Source organism: Myxococcus vastator (assembly GCF_010894475.1).
GTDB lineage: Bacteria > Myxococcota > Myxococcia > Myxococcales > Myxococcaceae > Myxococcus > Myxococcus vastator.
Genome location: NZ_JAAIYB010000002.1, coordinates 39,597 through 58,397 on the forward strand (window position 1 = coordinate 39,597; position 18,801 = coordinate 58,397).

The window sequence follows — 18,801 nt, forward strand, 5'->3', positions numbered from 1 at the left end:
GGATCAGCCCAGCCGGAGGTACAAGGCGAGGAGATCGACGCTGTCAGAGAAACACCAGGTCGTCAGAAGGACGACATCCACGGCACACTCCTCGGACAGGTTCGCCATGGGTTCATGGTGACCCATCCTGCGTAAAGGATGAAGAAGGTGTGAGTGGGACAGGAGGGGGCGGAGCCGTCGCGAGGCGCCGTCCCTCCTTTATATGGGCCCATTCCGGTGGGCCCGGTCCGGCTCAGTGGGGCAGCGGGGCGCTGTCATCCAGGTCGAGCTTCTGGTGGTCGCCCGGTGCGTAGGGCTGTCCGGTGATGGCGGCCTTCGCCATGCCGGCGAGCTGGACCATGCGGCTGTTGGGCGTGTCCCAGTACTCGGCCTTCTCCACGCGGACGCAGAGCAGGGCGAGCTCGGGGTCATCCAAGCCGTTGGGGAACCAGGCCTTGAGGGTGGGGTTCCACAGCTCGCGGGCCTTCTCCTTGTCGAGCACCAACTGGCAGCGGCCGCTCACGGAGACGTAGCGGTCCCGGGTCGGGTCCGAGTACGCGAGGTTGACGTGGTGGTCGTGCGTCACCTCGTCCACCTTGGGTGAGTGCTCGCGGGTGAAGAACCAGAGCTCGCCGTCGAAGTCCCGCGCGTGGGTCCACATGGGGCGGCTGCGCAGGCTGCCGTCCGCTTCCACGGTGGTCATCATCGCGACCTTGATGCCCTGGATGAGGTCATCGAAGTGCTCGGTGACGTCTTGGGTGTCCTTTTTCTTCCTGGCCATCGCTGCCTCCCTTGGGAGCACAAGGTAGGCAGCGCGGAGGTCGGCGGGCACAGGGCGGTGGGTTGGCCGCCGCCAGGGCAGGCGGGCGTGTGGTAGGTGGCCGGACAGGAAAGCGAGGGTTCGGATGCTGAAGACGGCGTGGAACGAGTGGAGCCTCAAGGCGCTGCAACTGGAGACGGCGGTGCTGGCGCTGGAGGAGATTGACCTGCCCGAGGAGATGCACGCGCTCCAGGAGGCGGCGGAGGAGAAGCTGCTGGCGCTGGCGCGCGCGTGGAAGGCCCGTCAGCCACAGCGCGAGCCGCGCACGTGGGAGCGTCAGGCGCTGCCCGACGGCGCGCCTCGCGACGCCGAGCTCAAGGAACTGGTGGAGGGCTTCAAGGAGGACGGCAAGTCGTGGACGCTGCTGCGCGCCACCAGCGACCTCAAGGAAGTGGTGGAGACGGTGGTGTCGGAGGGCCGCGCCTGCATGGCCGCGGGCGGCGAGTACTACCTGGGCCAGTGGGACGCGAAGGAGTCCGTGCTGGAGGTGGGCCGCGACGACGACGCGGACGAGCCCGGCACGGGCCTGGTGCTGGAGCCCACGGGGGAGCTCCAGTACACGCCGGACCCGGAGCTGTAGTCGCCGCTCAGCCCTCCAGCGCCTTCACGATGCGGGCGCGGAGCTTCTCGTCGGGCATCCGGCCGAAGCCCGCGCGCACGTTGTCGGCGGCGTGCGAGGGCTTGCGGGTGGCGGGCAGCGGGCAGTGCACCGCCGGGTGTCCCAGGATGAACTTGAGGAACACCTGGGCCCAGCTGGTGCAGTCGATGTCCGCGGCCCAGCCGGGCAGGGGACGGCCGCGCACGCGCTCGAAGAGGGTGCCGCTGGAGAAGGGCTGCATGACGAGCACCGCCACGCCGTGCTCGGCGGCGGCGGGCAGCAGGCGCTTCTCCGCGTCGCGCTCCAGCACCGAGTAGGGCAGCTGGACGAAGTCCGGCTTCTCCTCGCGGATGATGCGCTCCAAGTCATTGAAGGCGCCGCGGGCGTAGTGGGTGATTCCGAGGTAGCGGATGGCGCCACGGGCCTTCCAGTCGCGCAGGACGGGCAGGTGCGTGCGCCAGTCCACGAGGTTGTGAACCTGCATCAGGTCCATGCGGCCCTGGCCCATGCGCCGGAGGGACTCACGCATCTGCGCGATGCCTTCGCTCTTGCCGGTGGTCCACACCTTGGTGGCCAGGAAGGGCGTCTTCGTCGCGTCGAGCTTCCGCAGCAGCTCGCCCACCACGGACTCCGCGCGGCCGTACATGGGCGAGGAGTCGATGAGGCGCGCGCCCGAGTCGAGGAAGGTGCGGAGCACTTCGACCAGGGGCGCTCGCGCGTCCGGGGTGGCGTCGAACGTCTGCCAGGTGCCAAGGCCGATGACGGGCAGCGCTTCACCCGTGCTGGGGATGGGGCGTGTGAGCATGGCGGCGCCTCGGCCGCGCGAGGGCGCGGCGGTCTTCTCCGGGGGCTTCACGGTGGAGCGGGGCTGCGCGGGCTGTGAGGCGGCGGCGCCGGGCAGGAGCAGGCCACCCAGGGTCGCGGTGAGCACGTCGCGGCGGGACGGGGCACGGGAGGACATGGCGCGCGATGTTAGCGGCTGGGCGGAGGGCGCTCGTGGGCGGTGGCTGCGCTGAAGCGGACAGGTGACAGTTCCGCGCGGCGCCGGTGTTCCCTTGCACGAGCGGGGCGGTGACGCCTCCCGATGACTCCTCCTGGCCCGGGTGCTCGCGCGATGCGGGCCGGGCCGCATTCACAACAGTCCAGGGAAGGTCCAGGCGATGAATCGCAAGGTCTCGGTGTGCGCGGGGATGATGGTGGCGGTGGTGGCGTGCTCGGCCTCGGCCGAGGAGACGGCGGGCGGGCCGTCCTCGAGCCCCGCGTCCTCCGCGCGCGGGGCGGCGTTTGTCGATTGGCAGGGCGTGGCGCGCGAGCTGTCCGCACCGCCGCTGGTGGCCGCGGCGGAGCAGCCGGTGATTCACACCTCTGCGGACGGGGCGCCCTCGGCGGAAGCGACCGTCGTGCCCGCCACGCCGGACGCCGTGGGAAACACGTCTCGGCCGGATGCGAAGCCGCTGGCCTCCACGGAGGACGCGGCCGTGGGTGGTGAGGTGCGCGCCTCCGCGCCTGGGGAGGCCTCGGCGGAGAAGCAGGCGGAGACGGACGCGAACGAAGTGCACATCCCGTTCAGCCTCTCCCTGTTGCCGGGCCTGAGCACGTCGGGCTTCCACACCGGCAACGTGGTCAACAACGTGTCCATCGGCCTGGTGGCGACGCACGCGAAGCGGGTGGACGGCCTGGCGATGTCGATTGCTGGCAACTGGGTCGGGGAAGGCGGACTGAGCGGCGCGCAGCTCGCGGTGGGCGCCAACCTGGTCCGAGGGCCGGTGACGGGCGCGCAGTTCTCCGTGGGCGCCAACGTGGCCGGCGCGGACCTGCTGGGCCTGCAGTCCACGGTGGGCGTCAACGTGGTGCGCGGGAATGCGGAAGGTGCGCAGCTCGCGGTGGGCGGCAACATCGCGTCGGGCGCGGTGAATGGCGCGCAGTTGGGCGTGGGCGTCAACATCGCGGGGAAGGGCCTGTTGGGGGCGCAGTTGGGCGTGGGCGCCAACATCGCGGCGGGGCGGGTCCACGGCCTCCAGGCCTCCGCGGGCCTCAACGTGGCGGGGCAGATGACGGGGCTCCAGATGTCCTCGGGGGTCAGCTACGCGCGGAGCCTCTCCGGCGCCCAGCTCTCCATCATCAACGTGGGCGGCGACGTGGACGGCGCGCAGGTGGGCATCATCAACATCGCCAGCAACGTGGCGGGCGCGCAGGTGGGCATCCTCAACGTGGCCCGCGAGCTGGACGGCGAGGCGGTGGGCATCCTCAGCCTCGTTGGCGGCGGCCAGGCCCGTGTGCAGGCCTGGGCCAGCGACGTGGCGCTCACCAACGTCGGCGTGAAGCTGGGCGGCCGTCACATCTACTCGCTGTTCACGGTGGGCTACAGCCCCTCCCTCGACGAGGACCGTCGTCGCTATGTCCTGGGCGCGGGCCTGGGCGGCCACATCCCCGCGGGCCGCTTCTTCGTCGACATCGACCTGGTGGGCAGCTCCGTCCACACGAAGCGGCTCTTCGATGACACGGACCATGTCCTGGGGCAGCTGCGGCTGATGGCGGGCTGGCAGGTGGCGCGGCACTTCGCGGTGTTCGGTGGCGTCAGCGCCAACACGCTCGTCACCTGGGAGGACAGCGACCGCTGGAATGAGCTGGGCATCGGGCCGCAGTGGCGCCACGTCGCGGACGAGGGCCGCACCACCGTGCGCATGTGGCCGGGCCTGCTCGCGGGTGTCCAGATTTGAGGCGCCCCTCCATCTTCATCCCGGGCGCCCTGCCCTGGAGCGCACGGCGCCAGGGGGTGAAGCATGGAAGGAAGCATGCGCGCGATGGTGCTGCGCGAGGTCGGGCAGCCCCTGCGCGAGACGCGGCTGCCCATTCCCCGTCCCGGCCCGGAGGAGCTGCTGCTCCGGGTGCGCGCCTGCGCGGTCTGCCGCACCGACCTGCACGTCGTGGACGGGGAGCTGCCGAAGCCCAGGCTGCCGCTAATCCCCGGCCATGAAATCGTGGCCACGGTGGAGGCGGCGGGCGAGCGGGCGACGGCCATTCCCGTGGGCATGCGAGTGGGCGTCCCCTGGCTCGGCTGGAGCTGTGGCCGCTGCCGCTTCTGTCTCGCTGGACAGGAGAACCTCTGCGAGCAGGCCCGCTTCACCGGGTACCAGTTGGATGGGGGCTACGCGGAGTTCACGGTGGCCCACCAGCGCTTCTGCTTCCCCCTGCCGCCCGAGTACCCCGACGTCCACGCCGCGCCGTTGATGTGCGCGGGCCTCATCGGCTTTCGCAGCCTCCGCATGGCGGGGAGGGAGCGGCGCCTGCTGGGCCTCTACGGCTTCGGCGCGGCGGCGCACCTGCTCATCCAGGTCTTGCGCCATCAAGGCCGGCGCGTCTTCGCCTTCACCCGGCCGGGGGACGTGGAGGGCCAGCGGTTCGCGCGGGAGCTGGGCGCGGAGTGGGCGGGGGATTCGGACACCGTGCCTCCAGAGCGGCTGGACGCGGCCATCCTCTTCGCGCCCGTGGGCGCCCTGGTGCCCGCCGCGCTCCGGGCGGTGGACAGGGCCGGTGTGGTGGTGTGCGGCGGCATCCACATGAGCGACATCCCCTCGTTCCCCTACGCGCTGCTGTGGGAGGAGCGCGTGGTGCGTTCGGTGGCGAACCTCACCCGGGCGGATGCGCTGGACTTCCTCGCGCTCGCGCCCACGGTGCCGGTGCGCACACAGGTGCAGACCTTCCCACTGTCCGCCGCCAACGAGGCCCTCACCGCGCTGCGGCGGGGCCAGGTCCATGGCGCGGCGGTGCTCGAGGTGGCCGCCGGGGGTTGAGCGTGGCGCCGGGCGAGCCCACGCCCGCCTCCCAGGGGTGGTGGGGCAAATCGCCACGCAGGGACTGCGGCGGTGTCCCATTTCGCCGCAAACGCAGCGTGTGGCTTTCGCGGCGCTGATGGAATTTCGCGGACCTGGCGCGCTGGCCGCGCAAATGCATCCGGAAGGGAGGCAACCCGATGCCCCCTTCTTGGGGGGCACCACCACGCGAGGCGGACGATGAACCGAGCGCTGCAAATCACCTATCGGGGCATGGAGACGAGCGAGGCCCTGAGCGAGTACATCCGTGACCACGCCGGCAAGCTGGAGCAGTTCTACGACGGCATCGTGGGGTGCCATGTGGTGGTGGAGGAGCCGCACCGGCACAAGCAGCACGGCCGGCATTTCCACGTGCGTGTGGATGTGAGTGTGCCGGGAAGGAACATCGTCGCCACCCGGGACCCCCAGGCGCGCACCGGCCACGAGGATGCCTATCAAGCGGTGACGGACGCGTTCGACGCCGCCAGGCGCCAGCTCCAACACTACGCGGACGCGCTCCACACGCACCACCGGTGACGGTGTCCCTCGCGCGGCGCTTCATTCTCATTACAGACATCCAGCTGGGCGGTCGCGCGGCGCACCTTCCGAACATTTGCCATTCAAACCCATGACAGGCCTGGGGTGCTGAGCGCTATCGTGGGGCTTGTCACGCCATGAAAGCCCAGCGCCTCCAGGTGCTGCGGGTCGACGCCGAGGCTCCCCACCTCGTCACCACCGCCGCCGTCCACTCGACAGCCTCACTTGCCAAGTTCGCCACGGCTCCGTGCGCGGGGCGCCTGCGTGGGTCGCGGGCGAGTCCGGGGGCTGAGCGATGAGGGGCCCCGTGGGAAGGCGTGGGTGGTGGGTGGTGTCCGGCGTCGTCTGGCTCGGCGGCGTCGTGGCGGGCTCGCTGGCCATGGCTCGCTACTCCCTCACGCCCGGCGAGTCCCTGGCGGCGCCCGCGCGCTGGCCCGGGGATTCCACCGTGCCACGCGTGGAGGGCCGCCCCACGCTGGTGATGCTGGCGCACCCGCGCTGCCCCTGTACGCGCGCGAGCCTGGGCGAGCTCTCGTGGGTGATGGCGAAGGCGCGGGGGCGGCTGGACGCCTTCGTGCTCTTCCTCAAGCCCGAGGGCACCGGCGAGGCTTGGGAGCAGGGCGAGCTGTGGCGCTCCGCGGCGGCGATTCCGGGCGTCACCGCGCTGCGCGACGAGGGCGGCGTCCAGGCGGAGCGCTTCGGCGCCGTCACCTCCGGTCAGGTGCTCTTCTACGACGCGGGTGGGGCGCTGCGCTTCAGCGGCGGCATCACCACGGCCCGGGGCCACGCGGGCGACAACGCCGGGCGCGCCGCGGTGGAGGCCCTGCTGGAGGACGCGCCGGCGGAAGCGCTGGCCGGACACGCCGTCTACGGCTGTGAGCTGGAAGACCCCCGCGGGAGCACGCCATGAGCCCGGCGCGGGATGAGACGTCCAGCCCGCCCCTGGCGCTCAAGGAGCGCGCCGCGCGGCTGTTCCGCGAGCACCTGTCCGCGGTGCAGGTCCGCACGGACCGGCTCTTCGCGGGGCTGATGCTGGGCCAGTGGGGGGTGGGCATCGTCATCGCCCTGTTCGGTCCGCGGAGCAGCGGCGCGCAGCTCCAGGCGGCCCTGCTGGTGGGCACGCTGCTCAGCGCCTTCCCGATGTTGATGGCCCGCTGGCGCCCGGGCTCCACGCCCACCCGTCACGTGGTGGCCGTATGCCAGGCGCTCTGGTCCTCGCTGCTCATCTACCTGACGGACGGCCGGGTGGAGACGCACTTCCACATCTTCGGCTCGCTGGCCTTCCTGGCGCTGTACCGCGACCCGTGGGTGCTGCTCACCGCGAGCATCACCACCGTCGTGGACCACGTGCTGCGCGGCACCATGTGGTCGCACTCGCTCTACGGCGGTTTTCCGCCGGAGCTGTGGCGCTTCGTGGAGCACGCCTTCTGGGTGGCCTTCATCGACGTGGTGCTGGTGTATTCGTGCCGGGGCATGCTGCGCGAGCTGCGCGAGGTGGCGGTGCGCCGGGCGGAGCTGGAGCTGGCCCGCGAGCGTGAGTACGCGAAGGCGCGCGAGCTGGACCGCGCCCTGCGCGAGCTCAGCGGCTTCCAGGAGCACCTCATCCGCGTGGAGAAGCTGGCCGCGGTGGGACAGCTGGCCGCCAGCGTGGGGCACGAGCTGCGAAACCCGCTGGCCGCCGTGCGCAACTCCCACGCCTACCTCTCCCGGAAGCTCACGAAGGACCCGGCGGGGGCCGCGAATGACCCACGGGTGCCCCAGTTCCTGGGGCTGATGGAGCGCGAGCTGAACGCCTGCGCGAAAATCATCTCCGACCTGCTCGACTTCGCCCGCGAGCGTCCGCCCGCGCTCCAGCCGTGTCCGCTGCGTCCGCTGGTGGACGAGGCCATTGGCGTGGTGCCGCAGCGGGAAGGGGTGCGAATCATCAATGACGTGCCGGAGTCGCTGCCGGTGCCACACCTGGACAAGGAGCAGTTCCGCCAGGTCCTGGTGAACCTGGTGCAGAACGCGGTGGAGGCCATGCCCGTGGGGCGCACGGGGGAGGTTTCAGTCGTGGCGGAAGGTGGAGACGCGAGCCCCTGGCGCGTCCGGGTCGTGGATGACGGCGCGGGGATTCCTCCGGAGGTGCTGCCCAAGATTTTCGAACCGCTCTTCACCACGAAGACGCGTGGCACCGGCTTGGGGCTGGCCATTGTCGCCAACATGGTGCAACGTCATGGCGGCACAATCTCTGTGCGCAGCGAAGCGGAGCGGGGTAGTGAGTTCCTGATTGAGCTCCCCGCGGCAGCGGCGGCCCAGGCCGCATGATGGAGGACGTCGCAGTGGCCCCCGCGCGCATCCTGCTGGTCGACGACGAGGAGTCGCTTCGCATCACCTTGGCCGCGAACCTGGAGCTGGAGGGCCACACGGTCCTCGAGGCGGCCAATGGTGAGGAGGCCTTGCGCCTCCTGGAGAAGCAGTCCGTGGACGTGGTGCTCACGGACATCCGCATGCCCGGCCTGCACGGCGTGGAGCTCTTGCGCCGCATCAAGCAGGAGCGCCCCGACATGCCGGTGGTGCTGATGACGGCCTTCACGGCGGAGGAGCTGGTGGATGACGCGCTCGCCGAGGGCGCCTTCACCGTGCTGCCCAAGCCCTTCGACGTGGCGCACGCGCTGGACACGGTGCTGCGCGCGGCGGCGGCGCCCCAGGTCCTGGTGGTGGACGACACCGAACAGGTGGCGCGCGGCATGGTGCGCGCCCTGAGCACGGTGGGGCTGCGCGCGCGCGCCGTGTACAGCGGCGAGGAGGCGCTGTCCTCGCTGCGTTCGGGGGAGTACGACGTCTGCGTGCTGGACCTGGTGATGCCGGAGATGAGCGGGCCGGAGCTGGTGTCCAAGGTGCGCGCGGCGAACCTGTCCGTCGCCATCATCGCCGTGTCCGGCCACGTGGTGCCGGAGATGCTGCGCAGGGTGGCGGCGCAGGGCGCGGTGGTGTGCATGACCAAGCCGGTACCGTTGCGCGAGCTGGTACAGGCGATTGCACGGGTGCGAGGCCGGCCTCAGCAAGGGCCGCAAGGCGCGAGGATTTGACCCATGGCAGGCAGAGACCTCCAGGCGCGTGAGCGAGCGGCGGTGGCGGACGTGGTGGCCTCCACCCTGCGGCACGACCTGCGCAACAAGCTGGCCAGCATCCGCAACGCCTCGTTCTACTTGATGCGGCAGGTGAAGAAGACGGACCTCTGGAGCGCGGACCCACGCGTGGAGACGTTCTTCCAGCTCATCGAGAAGGAGCTGACGTCCGCCGAGGACGTGCTCTCCAAGCGCGCGCCGCCGCCTACGGGTGGCACGCGCCCCCGGTGCAGCGCCCGCGTCGGCGTGGAGCACGCGCTCGCCGAGGCCCAGGTGCCGCCGTCCGTGGAGGTGGTGCGCGACCTGAAGGAGCAGGGCGGCGTCCCGCTGGAGGCGGAGGACCTGGCGCTGCTGGTGCGCTGCCTCGTGGACAACGCGCTGGAGGCCATGCCGCGCGGTGGCACGCTCACGGTGCACACGCGCGACACCGAGAGCGGCGTGTGCCTGCGCGTGGAGGACACCGGAGAGGGCCTGGCGCCGGAGGCGTACTCCCGCGCGCTGGAGCCCTTCTTCACCACGCGGTCCCACCACGCCGGCCTGGGGCTGAGCATCGTCCACCGGACGGCCGTGCGGCATGGCTGGCAGCTGGACCTGGGCGCGGGCCCCTCCGGGGGCACCTACGTGGAGATTCAATTCACGGGCGCGGAGGCCGGGGCGCATGACCGAAGTGACGTGACTCGGGGGAGCAAGTGATGGAGACGAACTGGACGTTCGGGCGTTGCCTGCTGCTCGTGGAGGACGACCCCTCCAACCGGATGACGCTGTCCGCGTTGCTGGAGGATGCGGGCTTCGCGGTCGTCACCGCTGGTTCCTATTCGGAGGCCGCGGGATTATTGAACCGGCCTCGTGCGTATGACGCCGTGCTGTTGGACCAGAGCCTGGGTGACGGCTTTGGGACGGGGCTGATTCCGCTGGTGCGCCACCACATGCCGAAGACCAAGGTCGTCTTCGTCACCGGTCATGACGGGAAAATCGACATGCCGGTGGACGCCGTCTTCCGCAAGGGCGGCCACTTCGACGACCTGCTGGCCTTCCTCTTCAAGTTGTTGCCCCAGCGCCCGCTGGGGGCCTGAACGCGAGGTTCCAGAATGCTGCTCCCTTCCGTTTCCGAGCGCTCCGCTCTCACCCGGCGGCGGGAGCAGCTGGCGAAAGTCCTGGGGAGCGCGCCCGCGCTGCTGGCGTCGAGCCGCCCCCGCCCGCGCAACTACGCCGCCGACCAGTTCCCCTTTCGCGCGTCGAGCCACTTCCTCTACCTCTTCGGGCTCGCGACGCCGGACGGCGTGGGCTTCCATGACGGCCAGGGCTGGACGCTGTACCTGCCCGAGCCCGGCCCCGACGACGCGCTGTGGGACGGCGCGGTGCCCGGCTTCGCTGAAATCGCGGAGCGCACGGGCTGCACCGTGCGCTCGCGCGCCGAGCTACCCGCGGCGCTGAAGGGCCGCGACGTGGCGACGCTGCCCACTCCAGATTGGGAGACGTGCCTGGACGTGGCCGCGCTGCTGGGCCGCGAGGTGCGCCCCGGCCACCTGGCGGCGGTGGACGTGCCGCTGGCGGACGCGATGATTGCGCTGCGGCTCCGCCATGACGACGCCGCGCAGGCGCAGCTGCGTCAGGCCGCGGAAGTCACGGCGCCGGCCCATGTGGCGGGCATGCGCGCCACGCGGCCGGGCATCCTGGAGGCCGCGGTGCGCGCCGCGATGGAGGCGGAGTTCGTCTCGCGCGACGTGCGGCCGGCGTATCAGCCCATCGTCACCGTGCACGGCGAGGTGCTGCACAACCTGCGCTATGACCACACGCTGCGCGAGGGAGACCTGCTGCTGGCGGACGTGGGCGGTGAGAGCCCCGCTGGCTTCGCCTGTGACGTGACGCGCACGTGGCCGGTGACGGGGCGCTTCAGCACCACGCAGCGCGAGCTGTACGACGTCGTGCTGCGCATGCAGCAGGCCAGCATCGACGCCGTCCGTCCGGGGACGCGCTACCGCGACGTGCACCTGGCCGCGCACCGGGAGCTGGCACGAGGCCTGGTGGCGCTGGGCATCCTCCGGGGAGACGCGGAGGAGCTGGTGGTGGACGGCGTCACCGCGCTCTTCTTCCCGCACGGCGTGGGCCACCTGCTGGGCCTGGACGTGCATGACATGGAGGATTTGGGGGACCGGGCGGGCTATGCGCCGGGCCGCGCGCGCTCGCCGGAGTTCGGCCACCGCTCACTCCGGCTGGACCGGGACCTGGAGCCCGGCATGGCGGTGACGATTGAGCCGGGCCTGTACCAGGTGCCCGCCATCCTGTCGGACGCGCGGCTCATGGCGCGCGCGGGGGACAGGCTGCGGCGCGACGTGCTGGCGCGCTACGCGGACGTGCGCGGCATCCGCATCGAAGACGACGTGCTCGTCACGCCGGGTGGCAACGAGGTGCTCACCGCCGCCATCCCCAAGGAGGCCTCGGACATCGAGGCCGTCATGACCAGCTCTGCCCGTCCAGCTCCGGGAAGGTGACCTGGCACTGGCCGGGATTCACGCCGTCCACGCGCGCATAGCCATTCTTGTTGAGCGTGCCTTCGCGCGTGCTTCCATCCGGGAGCGTCACCCGGTAGCGCGCGTGGGGGATGGGGCTGCCCTCTTCGTCCTTCAGCTCGATGGCCAGCCACGTCTGTTCCTCGACGGGGGCTTCCTCGGACGTCTGTGGCGGTGGCTCCGGCCAGGGCGTGGGCAGGAGCACCGGCCGCGCCATGGGGAGGGCCACCAGCTCGCGGTGCGTGAAGGCCTCGGTGAGCCGCTGCTGGAGGCGCTGCTCGTACCGGCCGCGCTCCAGGCCGGACAGGCCCAGCGGGCGGCTGCCTCCGAGCGCTTCGTACATCGCATACAGCGTGTGCGCGGCGGGGGTGGCCAGCCAGCGCTTCAAGGCGGCGCTGACGAAGACGTCGGGGACGGGCGCGTGTGGATGTTTCAGGCGCTCCAGGTCGACGGACGGTACGACGAGCCAGTCTTCCCCCTGGGCCGGCAGCCTCCACCGGCGCTCACCGTGCAAGCGCTGCATCATGACGGCCTCCCGCTGCTCGGAGGGTATCAAGCTGCGTGCGCTGCGCAGGCGGCGCCGCGGTGCGGAGTGCGCGGCGCCTGACGCCGCGTATCGGAGGTGTGGGGTGTGGAACGTCCCGGTGGGACGCCAGGGCAGGACCTGCTGCTGCTGTGGTGCGGCTTCGGGCGCCTGCTGCGCCTCGGCGGGCGCGGCCGGCCTGCTGAACGCGAACCCCCTCTTCCACTGCCCGTCCACTGCCCGTCGCGGCGCTGCCACACGTCGGTGAAGGACACGGCGTCGGTGCCATCCGTCATCTTCAGGTCGGAGCGCTGGAGGCCCGCAGGGCGGATGCGAGGCGTGCTCGATACATGGGGGGTGTCAGCACAACGCGCGTGCACGCGTGCGGAATGAATCTCCGAAACGCGAAGTTGCGGGTCCGCGTGCGCCATCCGCCGTGAGTTGATCCGGTGAAGCAGTGGACAGGCGTGGTGCCTCCAGGAGGCACAGCGTTCTAGGACGAACAGTGGGGGGTGGCGCGACGAGGACTGGTTCCTACGTTGCACGCCCTGTCGAAGTCAGGGCCGGTGAGTGCAGCGCGGGCGAGGGAGGGCGTGTGGACGAGCTTCTTTCCGGAGCTGAAGGGCAGTTCCGTACTCAGGGCAAAAGCACTCCAGGTGCGTTGGCGCCGCGCGGCGTGGTGCCCGTGAGCGAGGTGCTGGAGGGAGACCTCGACGCGTATCTCGACCGTGAGCTCCTCGAGGCGGGAGAAGACGACGCGGCCGTGGAGGCCACCGCACCCGTGGCGGAGGTTTCCGCGAGCATGCGCGCGCTGCTCGCGCTCGCGGAGGAGGAGACGGCGTGGCTGGCGCGCCTGCCGCCGTCCACCTCGCACGCGCTGGACGTGTTGCCCGAGCCCACGGTGGAGATTCCCGAGTGGATGCGCACTTCGCCTGGAGCGAAGCAGGTGACGTCCCTGGGTGCCTTGTTGCCGCCGCGTGCGGAGAATGTGCTGGCGCGTGCGCCGGCTGCGCCCATGTGGGGTGATGCGCCGACGCATGCGCCCCCGGAGTCCGCGCGGTGGCGTCGTGCGCGCGCGACCAAGACAGGCCGTGTCCTGGGCCTTCGTCCCGGGGCGTTGATGGGCGCGGCGGCCGTGGGCGCGCTGACGGCGGGCCTGCTGCTGGTCGCGGGACTCTCCGTGCGCGGAGCTTCCACGGGGACGCGGGCGAGCGTCGATGATGCCCTCCGGCGCACGGCGCACGGCGCTGTCCTCGGCGCGAGCGGTGACGCCCAGGCTGGCGCCGCGATGCGCACCGCCGCCCCGTCGGGGCACGTCAGCGGAGCAAGCACGTCCGCGGAGGCCGCCGTGAGCGGCTCATCGTCGGACGCGGCACTCGAGGCCCCGTCGCACGTCTCCGGTGCTGTGTCGTCCGTGGCGGTCTCCAGCACGCAGCCGGGCATGGGCTCGGCGCTGCTTCAGGACGCGGCGAAGGGACTGCGCGCGTCCACGCCTGCTTCGGAGCCGGCGCGAAACCCGGGCACGCCCGTGGCGGAGTCGCTCGCGGTGGTGCGCCCCGCGCCCATCCAGCGCAAGGCCCCCACGAAGACGGACGCAGCGTCGGCCCTGCCTCCCGCGCCCGTCGAGCTCGACTTCGGAGCCCCTGAGGCGGAAGGCGCGGCGTCTCAGGACGGCATCGCGACTTCCCCGGGCGACGTCGCCGCGGAGGCCGTGGAGGAGGACACGTCGGAGCAGGGGCCGTACGCGGACCTCGACGAGGCCTTCGCGCGCGAATTGGGCTTCACCGAAGACGCGGACGCGGAGGGCGCGAAGGCGGAGGAGCCCGCGCGCACCGTCTACGTGCCGCCCGCGGTGGACGTGAAGGCGCACCTCACGCCGGAGGACGTGAAGCAGGTGGTGCTGACGAACCAGCCCGCCATCACCGCATGCCTGCGCTCACACGCGCAGGGCACGCCGATGGAGGCCGGTGGCCGCTTCATGGTGCAGTGGTCGGTGCTCCCCAGCGGTGAGACGCTCAACGTGTCCATGGACACCGCCGCGCTGCGCGCCACGCCGCTGTCGCGCTGCATCGAGGACGTGGTGCGCCGCTGGACCTTCCCGGTGCATCAGGTGCGGATGCGGGAGCCCATCCGCTTCCCCTTCATTTTCTGAGGCGGGGTCGGCCCGCTGGCTTCTATGCTCCCTCCTGGAATGTCAGCGCTCGAACCCCCGGAGCCCACCGAGTTGCACGTCTGCCACTGCTGCCTCATGCGGCTGGAGGTCAGCGCCGGTGGCGTGGACCTGCCGAGCCGGCTGCAGGAGGCCCTGGCGGGACGGGGGCTCGCGGAGCGGACGCGGGTGATGGAGTCAGGGTGTCTGGGGGAGTGCCCCGAAGGCCTCGTGACGGTGATGGTGCTCCCGGACAGTGGCTCCGGGGCGCACGTCCAGCTCATCGACCCCGCGAAGGACGGAGCGGACCTGGCCGAGCACGTCGCCGCGTTGTCCGGTGCGAAAGACGGGCCCCCGTGAGCTGAGCGGCCTTGAGCAGCGCTTCCACCATGGGCACGCAGCTCGCCTCACCCTTGCCAGCGATGGCGTACGCCGTGCCGTGGTCGGGAGACGTGCGCGGCACGGGCAGGCCCAGCGTCACATTCACGGTGCGCTCGAAGTCCAGCGCCTTGGCCGGGATGAGCCCCTGGTCGTGGTACATGGCCAGCACCGCGTCGTAGCGCGCGCCCACCGCGTCGGGCTTCGCGAAGAGGCCGTCCGCGGGGATGGGCCCATGCGCGTCCACCCGGGCCGCGCGGGCCTTGCGGATGGCGGGGCCAATCACCTCCACCTCTTCGCGTCCCAGGAGCCCGCCTTCGCCCGCGTGCGGATTGAGCCCCAGCACGGCGATGCGCGGCTTGTGGCCCACCACCGGCTCCAGGCTGCGCGACAGCAGCTTGAGCTGCGCCGTCAGCCCGTCCACGGTGAGCAGGCGCGGCAGGTCCGCCAGGGGAACGTGGTTGGTGGCCAGCGCCACGCGCACGCGAGGCCCGTCCATCAACATCATCACGTCCACGCCGAAGGCCTCCGCCAGCACCTCGGTGTGGCCCATGAAGGGGATGCCCGCGCGGGAAATCTGCTCCTTCGACACGGGCGCGGTGCACAGCGCGTCCACGTGTCCGGCCCGCATCGCGTCGATGGCCGCCGTCACGAAGGCGTACTGCGCACGGCCGCCCTCGCGCGAGGGCCTCCCGGGCGCGCGGTCCTTCTCCGGCAGCCGCGTCACCTCCACCACGGTGGGGCCTTCCACGCGGCCCAGGGCGGAGGGCTCCACGCGGGCGTAGCGGCGGAAGACGGGGAAGCGCGCCAGCGTGGGCCCGTCCCCGAAGATGACGGGGACGAGCACCTTGCGCACGGCGGGCTTCGTCAGGGCCGCGGCCGTCACCTCCGGCCCGATGCCCGACACGTCCCCCAGGGAGATGCCGACGAGCGGAAGTCCCATGGCGGCTACATCTTCACGTCGATGCTGGCCTTCTGCCGCAGCTCCTGCACGTACTGGTCGAGGAACTTCTCCGTCTTCTCCTGGAGCAGCTTGCCCTCCAGCTTGGAGCGCATCTCCTCGTAGGACGCGGCGGCCACCGAGCGGCGCTCCTCCACCTTCAGCACGTGCCAGCCGAAGTTGGTGCGCACCGGCGCGCTGACGCCGCCCTCGGGGAGACCGAAGGCGGCCTTCTCGAAGGCCGCGACCATGACGCCGCGCTTGAACCAGCCCAAGTCGCCCCCGTCCGCGGCGCTGGGGCCTTCGCTGCGGGCGCGGGCCAGCGAAGCGAAGTCCATGCCCGGCCGGCGCGCCTCCGTGGCGATGGCCTCCGCCCGCTGCCTGGCGGCCTCCACCTGCTCCGCCGTGGCCTTGGCGTCCACCTGCACCAGGATGTGGCGCGCGTGGACCTCCGAGTCACCGCTCTCCAGGCGCGTGTACTGCGTGTAGGCGGCCTTGAGGTCCTCCTCGGTGATTTTCACCTGGGGGCCCACCTTCATGCGCAGCAGGCGGTCTCTCAGGATGCGCTTGCGCATCATGTCCCGGTAGGTGGCCATGGTGAGGCCTTCCCCCATCAGGAGCTGCTCGAACTGCGCGGGGTCGGTGATGTTGTTCTGCTGGCGCACGTCCGCCACCAGCTCATCCACCTCCGCCTCGGTGGCGGTGATGCCCAGCTGCGCGATTTCGGACTCCATCAGCTTCTCGCCGATGAGGGTGTCCAGCGCCGTCTTCATCAGCGCCAGCCGCTGCTCGCCGCGCTTGCGCGGGTCCGGGTCGTTGACGCGGGCCATCTCCGGCGCCGCGCGCTGCTGCACCTCGGACAGCGCGATGATGTCGCGGTTCACCACCGCGGCCACCTTGTCCACCAGCTCCGCGTGCGCCGCCCCGCCGCTCCCCAGGAGCGCCACCGCCGCGATTGCCGCCACCAGCTTCTTCATTCCTGCCATCCTTCCGTACCACCCCGGGCGCGTCCAACCGCCGCCCCGGTCTTCGATTCCGTCGTCACTCCGCCGTCGCCTGCTGGGGCGCCACCCGCCCGCGGATGGCCTGCAACGTGGCCTCGTTCACCTGGACCTGCGCCTTCTTCCGCAGCTCCTTCTCGAACGTCTCCTGCGCCTGCGACCGCTTCTGCTCCAGCAGCTTGCCCTCCACCAGCGCACGCACCTCCGCGAACTCCCGCTTGCGCGCCGGCTTGCGCTCCAGCACGCGGAACAGGTGGAAGCCGTACTCGGTGGACACCACGTCCGAAACCTGCCCCACCCCCAGCTTGAATACCACCTCGTCGAAGGCGGGCGGCATCTGCCCCCGGGGGAAGAACCCCAGGTCGCCCCCCAGCTTGGCGTCCGCGCTGAGCGAATACCTGCGCGCCAGGTCCGCGAACTTCTTGCCGGACTTGAGCTGGGATTGCAGCCGCCGTGCCTCGTCCAGGCCCTTCACCACGATTTGCGCGGCGTGGACCTGCTCGGGCTCGTGGAAGTCCTGCTCGTGCGCGGCGTACCAGGCCCGCAGCTCTTCTTCCGTCACCGCCACGCGCGAATAGACGTGGCTGGCGAACAGCTTTTCGATGGTCAGCCGGCTTGCTTCCCGCGAGCGCAGCTCCGCCATGGACAGCTGGCCCTGGGCGAGGACTTCGTTGAAGTTGCCCGCCGGATAATCCCCCGACAGCCGCAGCACCCCCCGGTCCACCTCCTCCGGGGTGACGGTGATGTTGTGCTTTCGCGCCTCCTGGAGGAGCAGCATCCGGTGGATGTACGTGTCGAGCAGCGCGTGCTTGAAGGGCTCCACGTCCTCGGAGGTGCGCTGGGACACGTCCGACAGCGCCAGCTCGCGCCACAGCTCCTGTTCGAAGTCCGCCCGGCTGAGCACCTCGCCGTTGACGCTGGCGACCACCAGGGCCTCCGGCGTCTCCTTCACGGGCTTGGTGCAGGCGGGCAGGCCCAGCCCCGCCGCCAGCGCGAGGGCGAGTGGGACCAGGAAGGCGCGAGTAGGAGAGAAGCGCATGCGCGGGGCCTCGTGAGGGGGAGGGCTCCAGGGTGGCAAGCCGTCAGTCATGGCGCGAGGCCCGTTCCGGTAGCACGCCGGGCAGGGCCGGACAACCTCACCGGGCCTACGGCCGCGTCGCGTGTGCGGAGAGGAACGCCTCAATCAGCGGGAAGATTTCGTCCGGGGCCCGGCGGCCCAGGATCAGGTCCGCGTGCCCGTAGTCCGCCCCGAAGCCGTGGGCCTTGCCCGCCACGAGCATCTTCACCGGCCCGCCCAGGTACTCCTTGGCGCGCGCCACCGCCATGGGCGGGGCCAGCAAATCCTTGCTGCCCGCCAGCAGCAGGAAGGGGATGGTCACCCGGGACAGGGACTCCCGGTAGTCGAACTCGCCGTTGTAGGACGTGAAGCGGTTGGTGGTAATCCACCGCGCGAACTGGCGCCCCACGCCGCCGGCGATGTCGGCGGGCACGTTGGCCAGCGCGCGCCGCACCACCTCCGTCTCCATGTTCTCCGCCAGCATCATGTAGCGGCTCATGGGCCCCGGCGGCGCGCCGAACAGGGCGATGCTGGTGACGCGGCTGGTGGGGATGACCCGCAGCTTCAGCACCGGCTCCACCCTCTGGATGAAGGTGCGCAGGCCCGGCTGCACCGCGAAGGTGAAGGGGCTGCCCAGGGCCACGGCCGCCCGCACGGGCGCCTGCGGTGTCTTCGCCAGGTGGGCGTAGAGCATCAACCCTCCCTTGGAATGACCAACCCAGAGCACTTCCTTCGCACCTGTGGACAAGACGGTTCGCACCGCCGTGCGCACGTCGTGCTCGGCCTGGTCGTCGAAGTTGAAGTCCGGGCAGTCGCCCGCCAGCCCCCGGCCCCGCAGCTCCAGCACCCACGTCTCGAAGCCGGCGCGGGCCAGGTAGCGAGCCAGGCTGTACTGCTCGTCGAAGTCCAGGTGGAAGCGGTTGGCCCCCAGCCCGTGGCAGAGGATGACGGGCTGGGCGAAGCGCTTCTCGCCTCGGGCGTGGTAGCGGCCCAGGGCAATGGAGGCCCCGTCGTCCGTGGGCACCCGGTACAGCTCATCCGGGCGGAAGCTGAGCGTCAGCAACCCCTCCTTCCCGCGCGTCATCGTCCGCGAAAAGAGGTCCGCCATCCGGCCCAGCCGTGCCACCTGTCGACGAGTCACGTCACCAGTCTAAGCCGGACCGCGGGGCCATGCCGTGTTCATTGGTGAGCAGGCTCCTGCCCGGCAGGACTGTTGCAGGGAGATGTAGGCAACGACTCGGAGGACGTGGCAATGCGGCGGAAACAGGCTTTGAAGGAAATGTGGTCCTCCCTTATCGCCACCGTTTTTCCCACGGATACCATTCTGGCGGCCCTCCGGAAGATGGAGCGGCACCAGGTGCGGTTGTTGGGCGTGGTGGGGGATGTC

The 18,801-nt window shown here is 71.1% G+C and carries 19 protein-coding genes; 12 read left to right on the top strand and 7 right to left on the bottom strand.

Annotated elements, in window-relative coordinates; all coding sequences use genetic code 11:
• Positions 1–232: 232 nt before the first annotated feature.
• Positions 233–760 (bottom strand): pyridoxamine 5'-phosphate oxidase family protein, encoded by a 528-nt coding sequence (locus tag G4D87_RS00465; protein WP_163777151.1) that lies wholly within the window; start codon positions 758–760, stop codon positions 233–235.
• Positions 761–884: 124 nt separating this feature from the next.
• On the opposite strand from G4D87_RS00465, the gene G4D87_RS00470 reads away from it, so the two are divergent.
• Positions 885–1,379, top strand: coding sequence for a hypothetical protein (locus G4D87_RS00470; protein WP_163777153.1), 495 nt, complete (start codon positions 885–887; stop codon positions 1,377–1,379).
• A 7-nt stretch (positions 1,380–1,386) separates the two neighbouring features.
• Here G4D87_RS00470 and G4D87_RS00475 read toward each other — a convergent pair whose 3' ends face one another.
• Complete coding sequence (locus G4D87_RS00475) at positions 1,387–2,358, bottom strand: aldo/keto reductase (RefSeq protein WP_240357894.1); 972 nt, start codon at positions 2,356–2,358, stop codon at positions 1,387–1,389.
• A gap of 199 nt (positions 2,359–2,557) precedes the next feature.
• On the opposite strand from G4D87_RS00475, the gene G4D87_RS00480 reads away from it, so the two are divergent.
• The 9 genes from G4D87_RS00480 (at position 2,558) to G4D87_RS00520 (ending at position 11,348) form a co-directional block, all read left to right on the top strand.
• The gene (locus G4D87_RS00480; RefSeq protein WP_205507355.1) at positions 2,558–4,117 is read left to right on the top strand and encodes a hypothetical protein; all 1,560 of its coding nucleotides are present in this window, start codon (positions 2,558–2,560) and stop codon (positions 4,115–4,117) included.
• Positions 4,118–4,180: 63 nt separating this feature from the next.
• Positions 4,181–5,191 (top strand): zinc-dependent alcohol dehydrogenase family protein, encoded by a 1,011-nt coding sequence (locus G4D87_RS00485; RefSeq protein WP_163777155.1) that lies wholly within the window; start codon positions 4,181–4,183, stop codon positions 5,189–5,191.
• A 219-nt stretch (positions 5,192–5,410) separates the two neighbouring features.
• On the top strand, positions 5,411–5,746 hold the full coding sequence (gene hpf, locus G4D87_RS00490; RefSeq protein WP_140797039.1) for a ribosome hibernation-promoting factor, HPF/YfiA family: 336 nt from the start codon (positions 5,411–5,413) through the stop codon (positions 5,744–5,746).
• Positions 5,747–6,041: 295 nt separating this feature from the next.
• Positions 6,042–6,656: a thioredoxin domain-containing protein gene (locus G4D87_RS00495; RefSeq protein ID WP_163777157.1), complete on the top strand. Its 615-nt coding sequence runs from the start codon at positions 6,042–6,044 to the stop codon at positions 6,654–6,656.
• Positions 6,653–8,053, top strand: coding sequence for a sensor histidine kinase (locus G4D87_RS00500; RefSeq protein WP_163777159.1), 1,401 nt, complete (start codon positions 6,653–6,655; stop codon positions 8,051–8,053). The genes G4D87_RS00495 and G4D87_RS00500 overlap by 4 nt, the downstream gene beginning before the upstream one ends.
• Positions 8,050–8,817 (top strand): response regulator, encoded by a 768-nt coding sequence (locus tag G4D87_RS00505; protein ID WP_163777161.1) that lies wholly within the window; start codon positions 8,050–8,052, stop codon positions 8,815–8,817. The genes G4D87_RS00500 and G4D87_RS00505 overlap by 4 nt, the downstream gene beginning before the upstream one ends.
• 3 nt (positions 8,818–8,820) lie before the next feature.
• Complete coding sequence (locus G4D87_RS00510) at positions 8,821–9,549, top strand: sensor histidine kinase (protein WP_163777163.1); 729 nt, start codon at positions 8,821–8,823, stop codon at positions 9,547–9,549.
• Positions 9,549–9,929, top strand: a complete 381-nt coding sequence (locus tag G4D87_RS00515; protein ID WP_013936365.1) for a response regulator — start codon at positions 9,549–9,551, stop codon at positions 9,927–9,929. The genes G4D87_RS00510 and G4D87_RS00515 overlap by 1 nt, the downstream gene beginning before the upstream one ends.
• A gap of 15 nt (positions 9,930–9,944) precedes the next feature.
• Positions 9,945–11,348, top strand: a complete 1,404-nt coding sequence (locus G4D87_RS00520; protein WP_163777165.1) for an aminopeptidase P family protein — start codon at positions 9,945–9,947, stop codon at positions 11,346–11,348.
• Here G4D87_RS00520 and G4D87_RS00525 read toward each other — a convergent pair.
• A complete protein-coding gene (locus G4D87_RS00525; protein ID WP_240357895.1) occupies positions 11,311–11,892 on the bottom strand; it encodes a carboxypeptidase-like regulatory domain-containing protein in 582 nt (193 codons plus the stop codon). The genes G4D87_RS00520 and G4D87_RS00525 overlap by 38 nt on opposite strands.
• Positions 11,893–12,484: 592 nt before the next feature.
• Here G4D87_RS00525 and G4D87_RS00530 point away from each other — a divergent pair.
• A complete protein-coding gene (locus tag G4D87_RS00530; RefSeq protein WP_163777167.1) occupies positions 12,485–14,041 on the top strand; it encodes an AgmX/PglI C-terminal domain-containing protein in 1,557 nt (518 codons plus the stop codon).
• A gap of 39 nt (positions 14,042–14,080) precedes the next feature.
• The gene (locus G4D87_RS00535) at positions 14,081–14,398 is read left to right on the top strand and encodes a (2Fe-2S) ferredoxin domain-containing protein (protein ID WP_163777169.1); all 318 of its coding nucleotides are present in this window, start codon (positions 14,081–14,083) and stop codon (positions 14,396–14,398) included.
• Here the strand turns inward: G4D87_RS00535 and pdxA are convergent.
• The 4 genes from pdxA to G4D87_RS00555 all read right to left on the bottom strand — a co-directional run bounded on the left by pdxA (position 14,319) and on the right by G4D87_RS00555 (position 18,522).
• A complete protein-coding gene (gene pdxA / locus G4D87_RS00540; RefSeq protein WP_163777170.1) occupies positions 14,319–15,359 on the bottom strand; it encodes a 4-hydroxythreonine-4-phosphate dehydrogenase PdxA in 1,041 nt (346 codons plus the stop codon). The genes G4D87_RS00535 and pdxA overlap by 80 nt on opposite strands.
• Before the next feature lie 5 nt (positions 15,360–15,364).
• Positions 15,365–16,333 carry a peptidylprolyl isomerase gene (locus tag G4D87_RS00545; protein WP_176409922.1) on the bottom strand — a complete coding sequence of 323 codons (969 nt, stop codon included), beginning with the start codon at positions 16,331–16,333 and terminating at the stop codon, positions 15,365–15,367.
• Between the two features lie 64 nt (positions 16,334–16,397).
• Complete coding sequence (locus G4D87_RS00550) at positions 16,398–17,396, bottom strand: peptidylprolyl isomerase (protein ID WP_176409923.1); 999 nt, start codon at positions 17,394–17,396, stop codon at positions 16,398–16,400.
• 106 nt (positions 17,397–17,502) lie between these two features.
• A complete protein-coding gene (locus tag G4D87_RS00555) occupies positions 17,503–18,522 on the bottom strand; it encodes an alpha/beta fold hydrolase (RefSeq protein WP_163777190.1) in 1,020 nt (339 codons plus the stop codon).
• Positions 18,523–18,801: the final 279 nt, after the last annotated feature.

Bases quoted from the DNA above. Each gene is read 5' to 3' on its own strand.
- G4D87_RS00465 (WP_163777151.1), bottom strand. From the start codon at position 760: ATGGCCAGGAAGAAAAAGGACACCCAAGACGTCACCGAGCACTTCGAT.
- G4D87_RS00470 (WP_163777153.1), top strand. From the start codon at position 885: ATGCTGAAGACGGCGTGGAACGAGTGGAGCCTCAAGGCGCTGCAACTG.
- G4D87_RS00475 (WP_240357894.1), bottom strand. From the start codon at position 2,358: ATGTCCTCCCGTGCCCCGTCCCGCCGCGACGTGCTCACCGCGACCCTG.
- G4D87_RS00480 (WP_205507355.1), top strand. From the start codon at position 2,558: ATGAATCGCAAGGTCTCGGTGTGCGCGGGGATGATGGTGGCGGTGGTG.
- G4D87_RS00485 (WP_163777155.1), top strand. From the start codon at position 4,181: ATGGAAGGAAGCATGCGCGCGATGGTGCTGCGCGAGGTCGGGCAGCCC.
- hpf (WP_140797039.1), top strand. From the start codon at position 5,411: ATGAACCGAGCGCTGCAAATCACCTATCGGGGCATGGAGACGAGCGAG.
- G4D87_RS00495 (WP_163777157.1), top strand. From the start codon at position 6,042: ATGAGGGGCCCCGTGGGAAGGCGTGGGTGGTGGGTGGTGTCCGGCGTC.
- G4D87_RS00500 (WP_163777159.1), top strand. From the start codon at position 6,653: ATGAGCCCGGCGCGGGATGAGACGTCCAGCCCGCCCCTGGCGCTCAAG.
- G4D87_RS00505 (WP_163777161.1), top strand. From the start codon at position 8,050: ATGATGGAGGACGTCGCAGTGGCCCCCGCGCGCATCCTGCTGGTCGAC.
- G4D87_RS00510 (WP_163777163.1), top strand. From the start codon at position 8,821: ATGGCAGGCAGAGACCTCCAGGCGCGTGAGCGAGCGGCGGTGGCGGAC.
- G4D87_RS00515 (WP_013936365.1), top strand. From the start codon at position 9,549: ATGGAGACGAACTGGACGTTCGGGCGTTGCCTGCTGCTCGTGGAGGAC.
- G4D87_RS00520 (WP_163777165.1), top strand. From the start codon at position 9,945: ATGCTGCTCCCTTCCGTTTCCGAGCGCTCCGCTCTCACCCGGCGGCGG.
- G4D87_RS00525 (WP_240357895.1), bottom strand. From the start codon at position 11,892: ATGATGCAGCGCTTGCACGGTGAGCGCCGGTGGAGGCTGCCGGCCCAG.
- G4D87_RS00535 (WP_163777169.1), top strand. From the start codon at position 14,081: ATGTCAGCGCTCGAACCCCCGGAGCCCACCGAGTTGCACGTCTGCCAC.
- pdxA (WP_163777170.1), bottom strand. From the start codon at position 15,359: ATGGGACTTCCGCTCGTCGGCATCTCCCTGGGGGACGTGTCGGGCATC.
- G4D87_RS00545 (WP_176409922.1), bottom strand. From the start codon at position 16,333: ATGAAGAAGCTGGTGGCGGCAATCGCGGCGGTGGCGCTCCTGGGGAGC.
- G4D87_RS00550 (WP_176409923.1), bottom strand. From the start codon at position 17,396: ATGCGCTTCTCTCCTACTCGCGCCTTCCTGGTCCCACTCGCCCTCGCG.
- G4D87_RS00555 (WP_163777190.1), bottom strand. From the start codon at position 18,522: ATGGCGGACCTCTTTTCGCGGACGATGACGCGCGGGAAGGAGGGGTTG.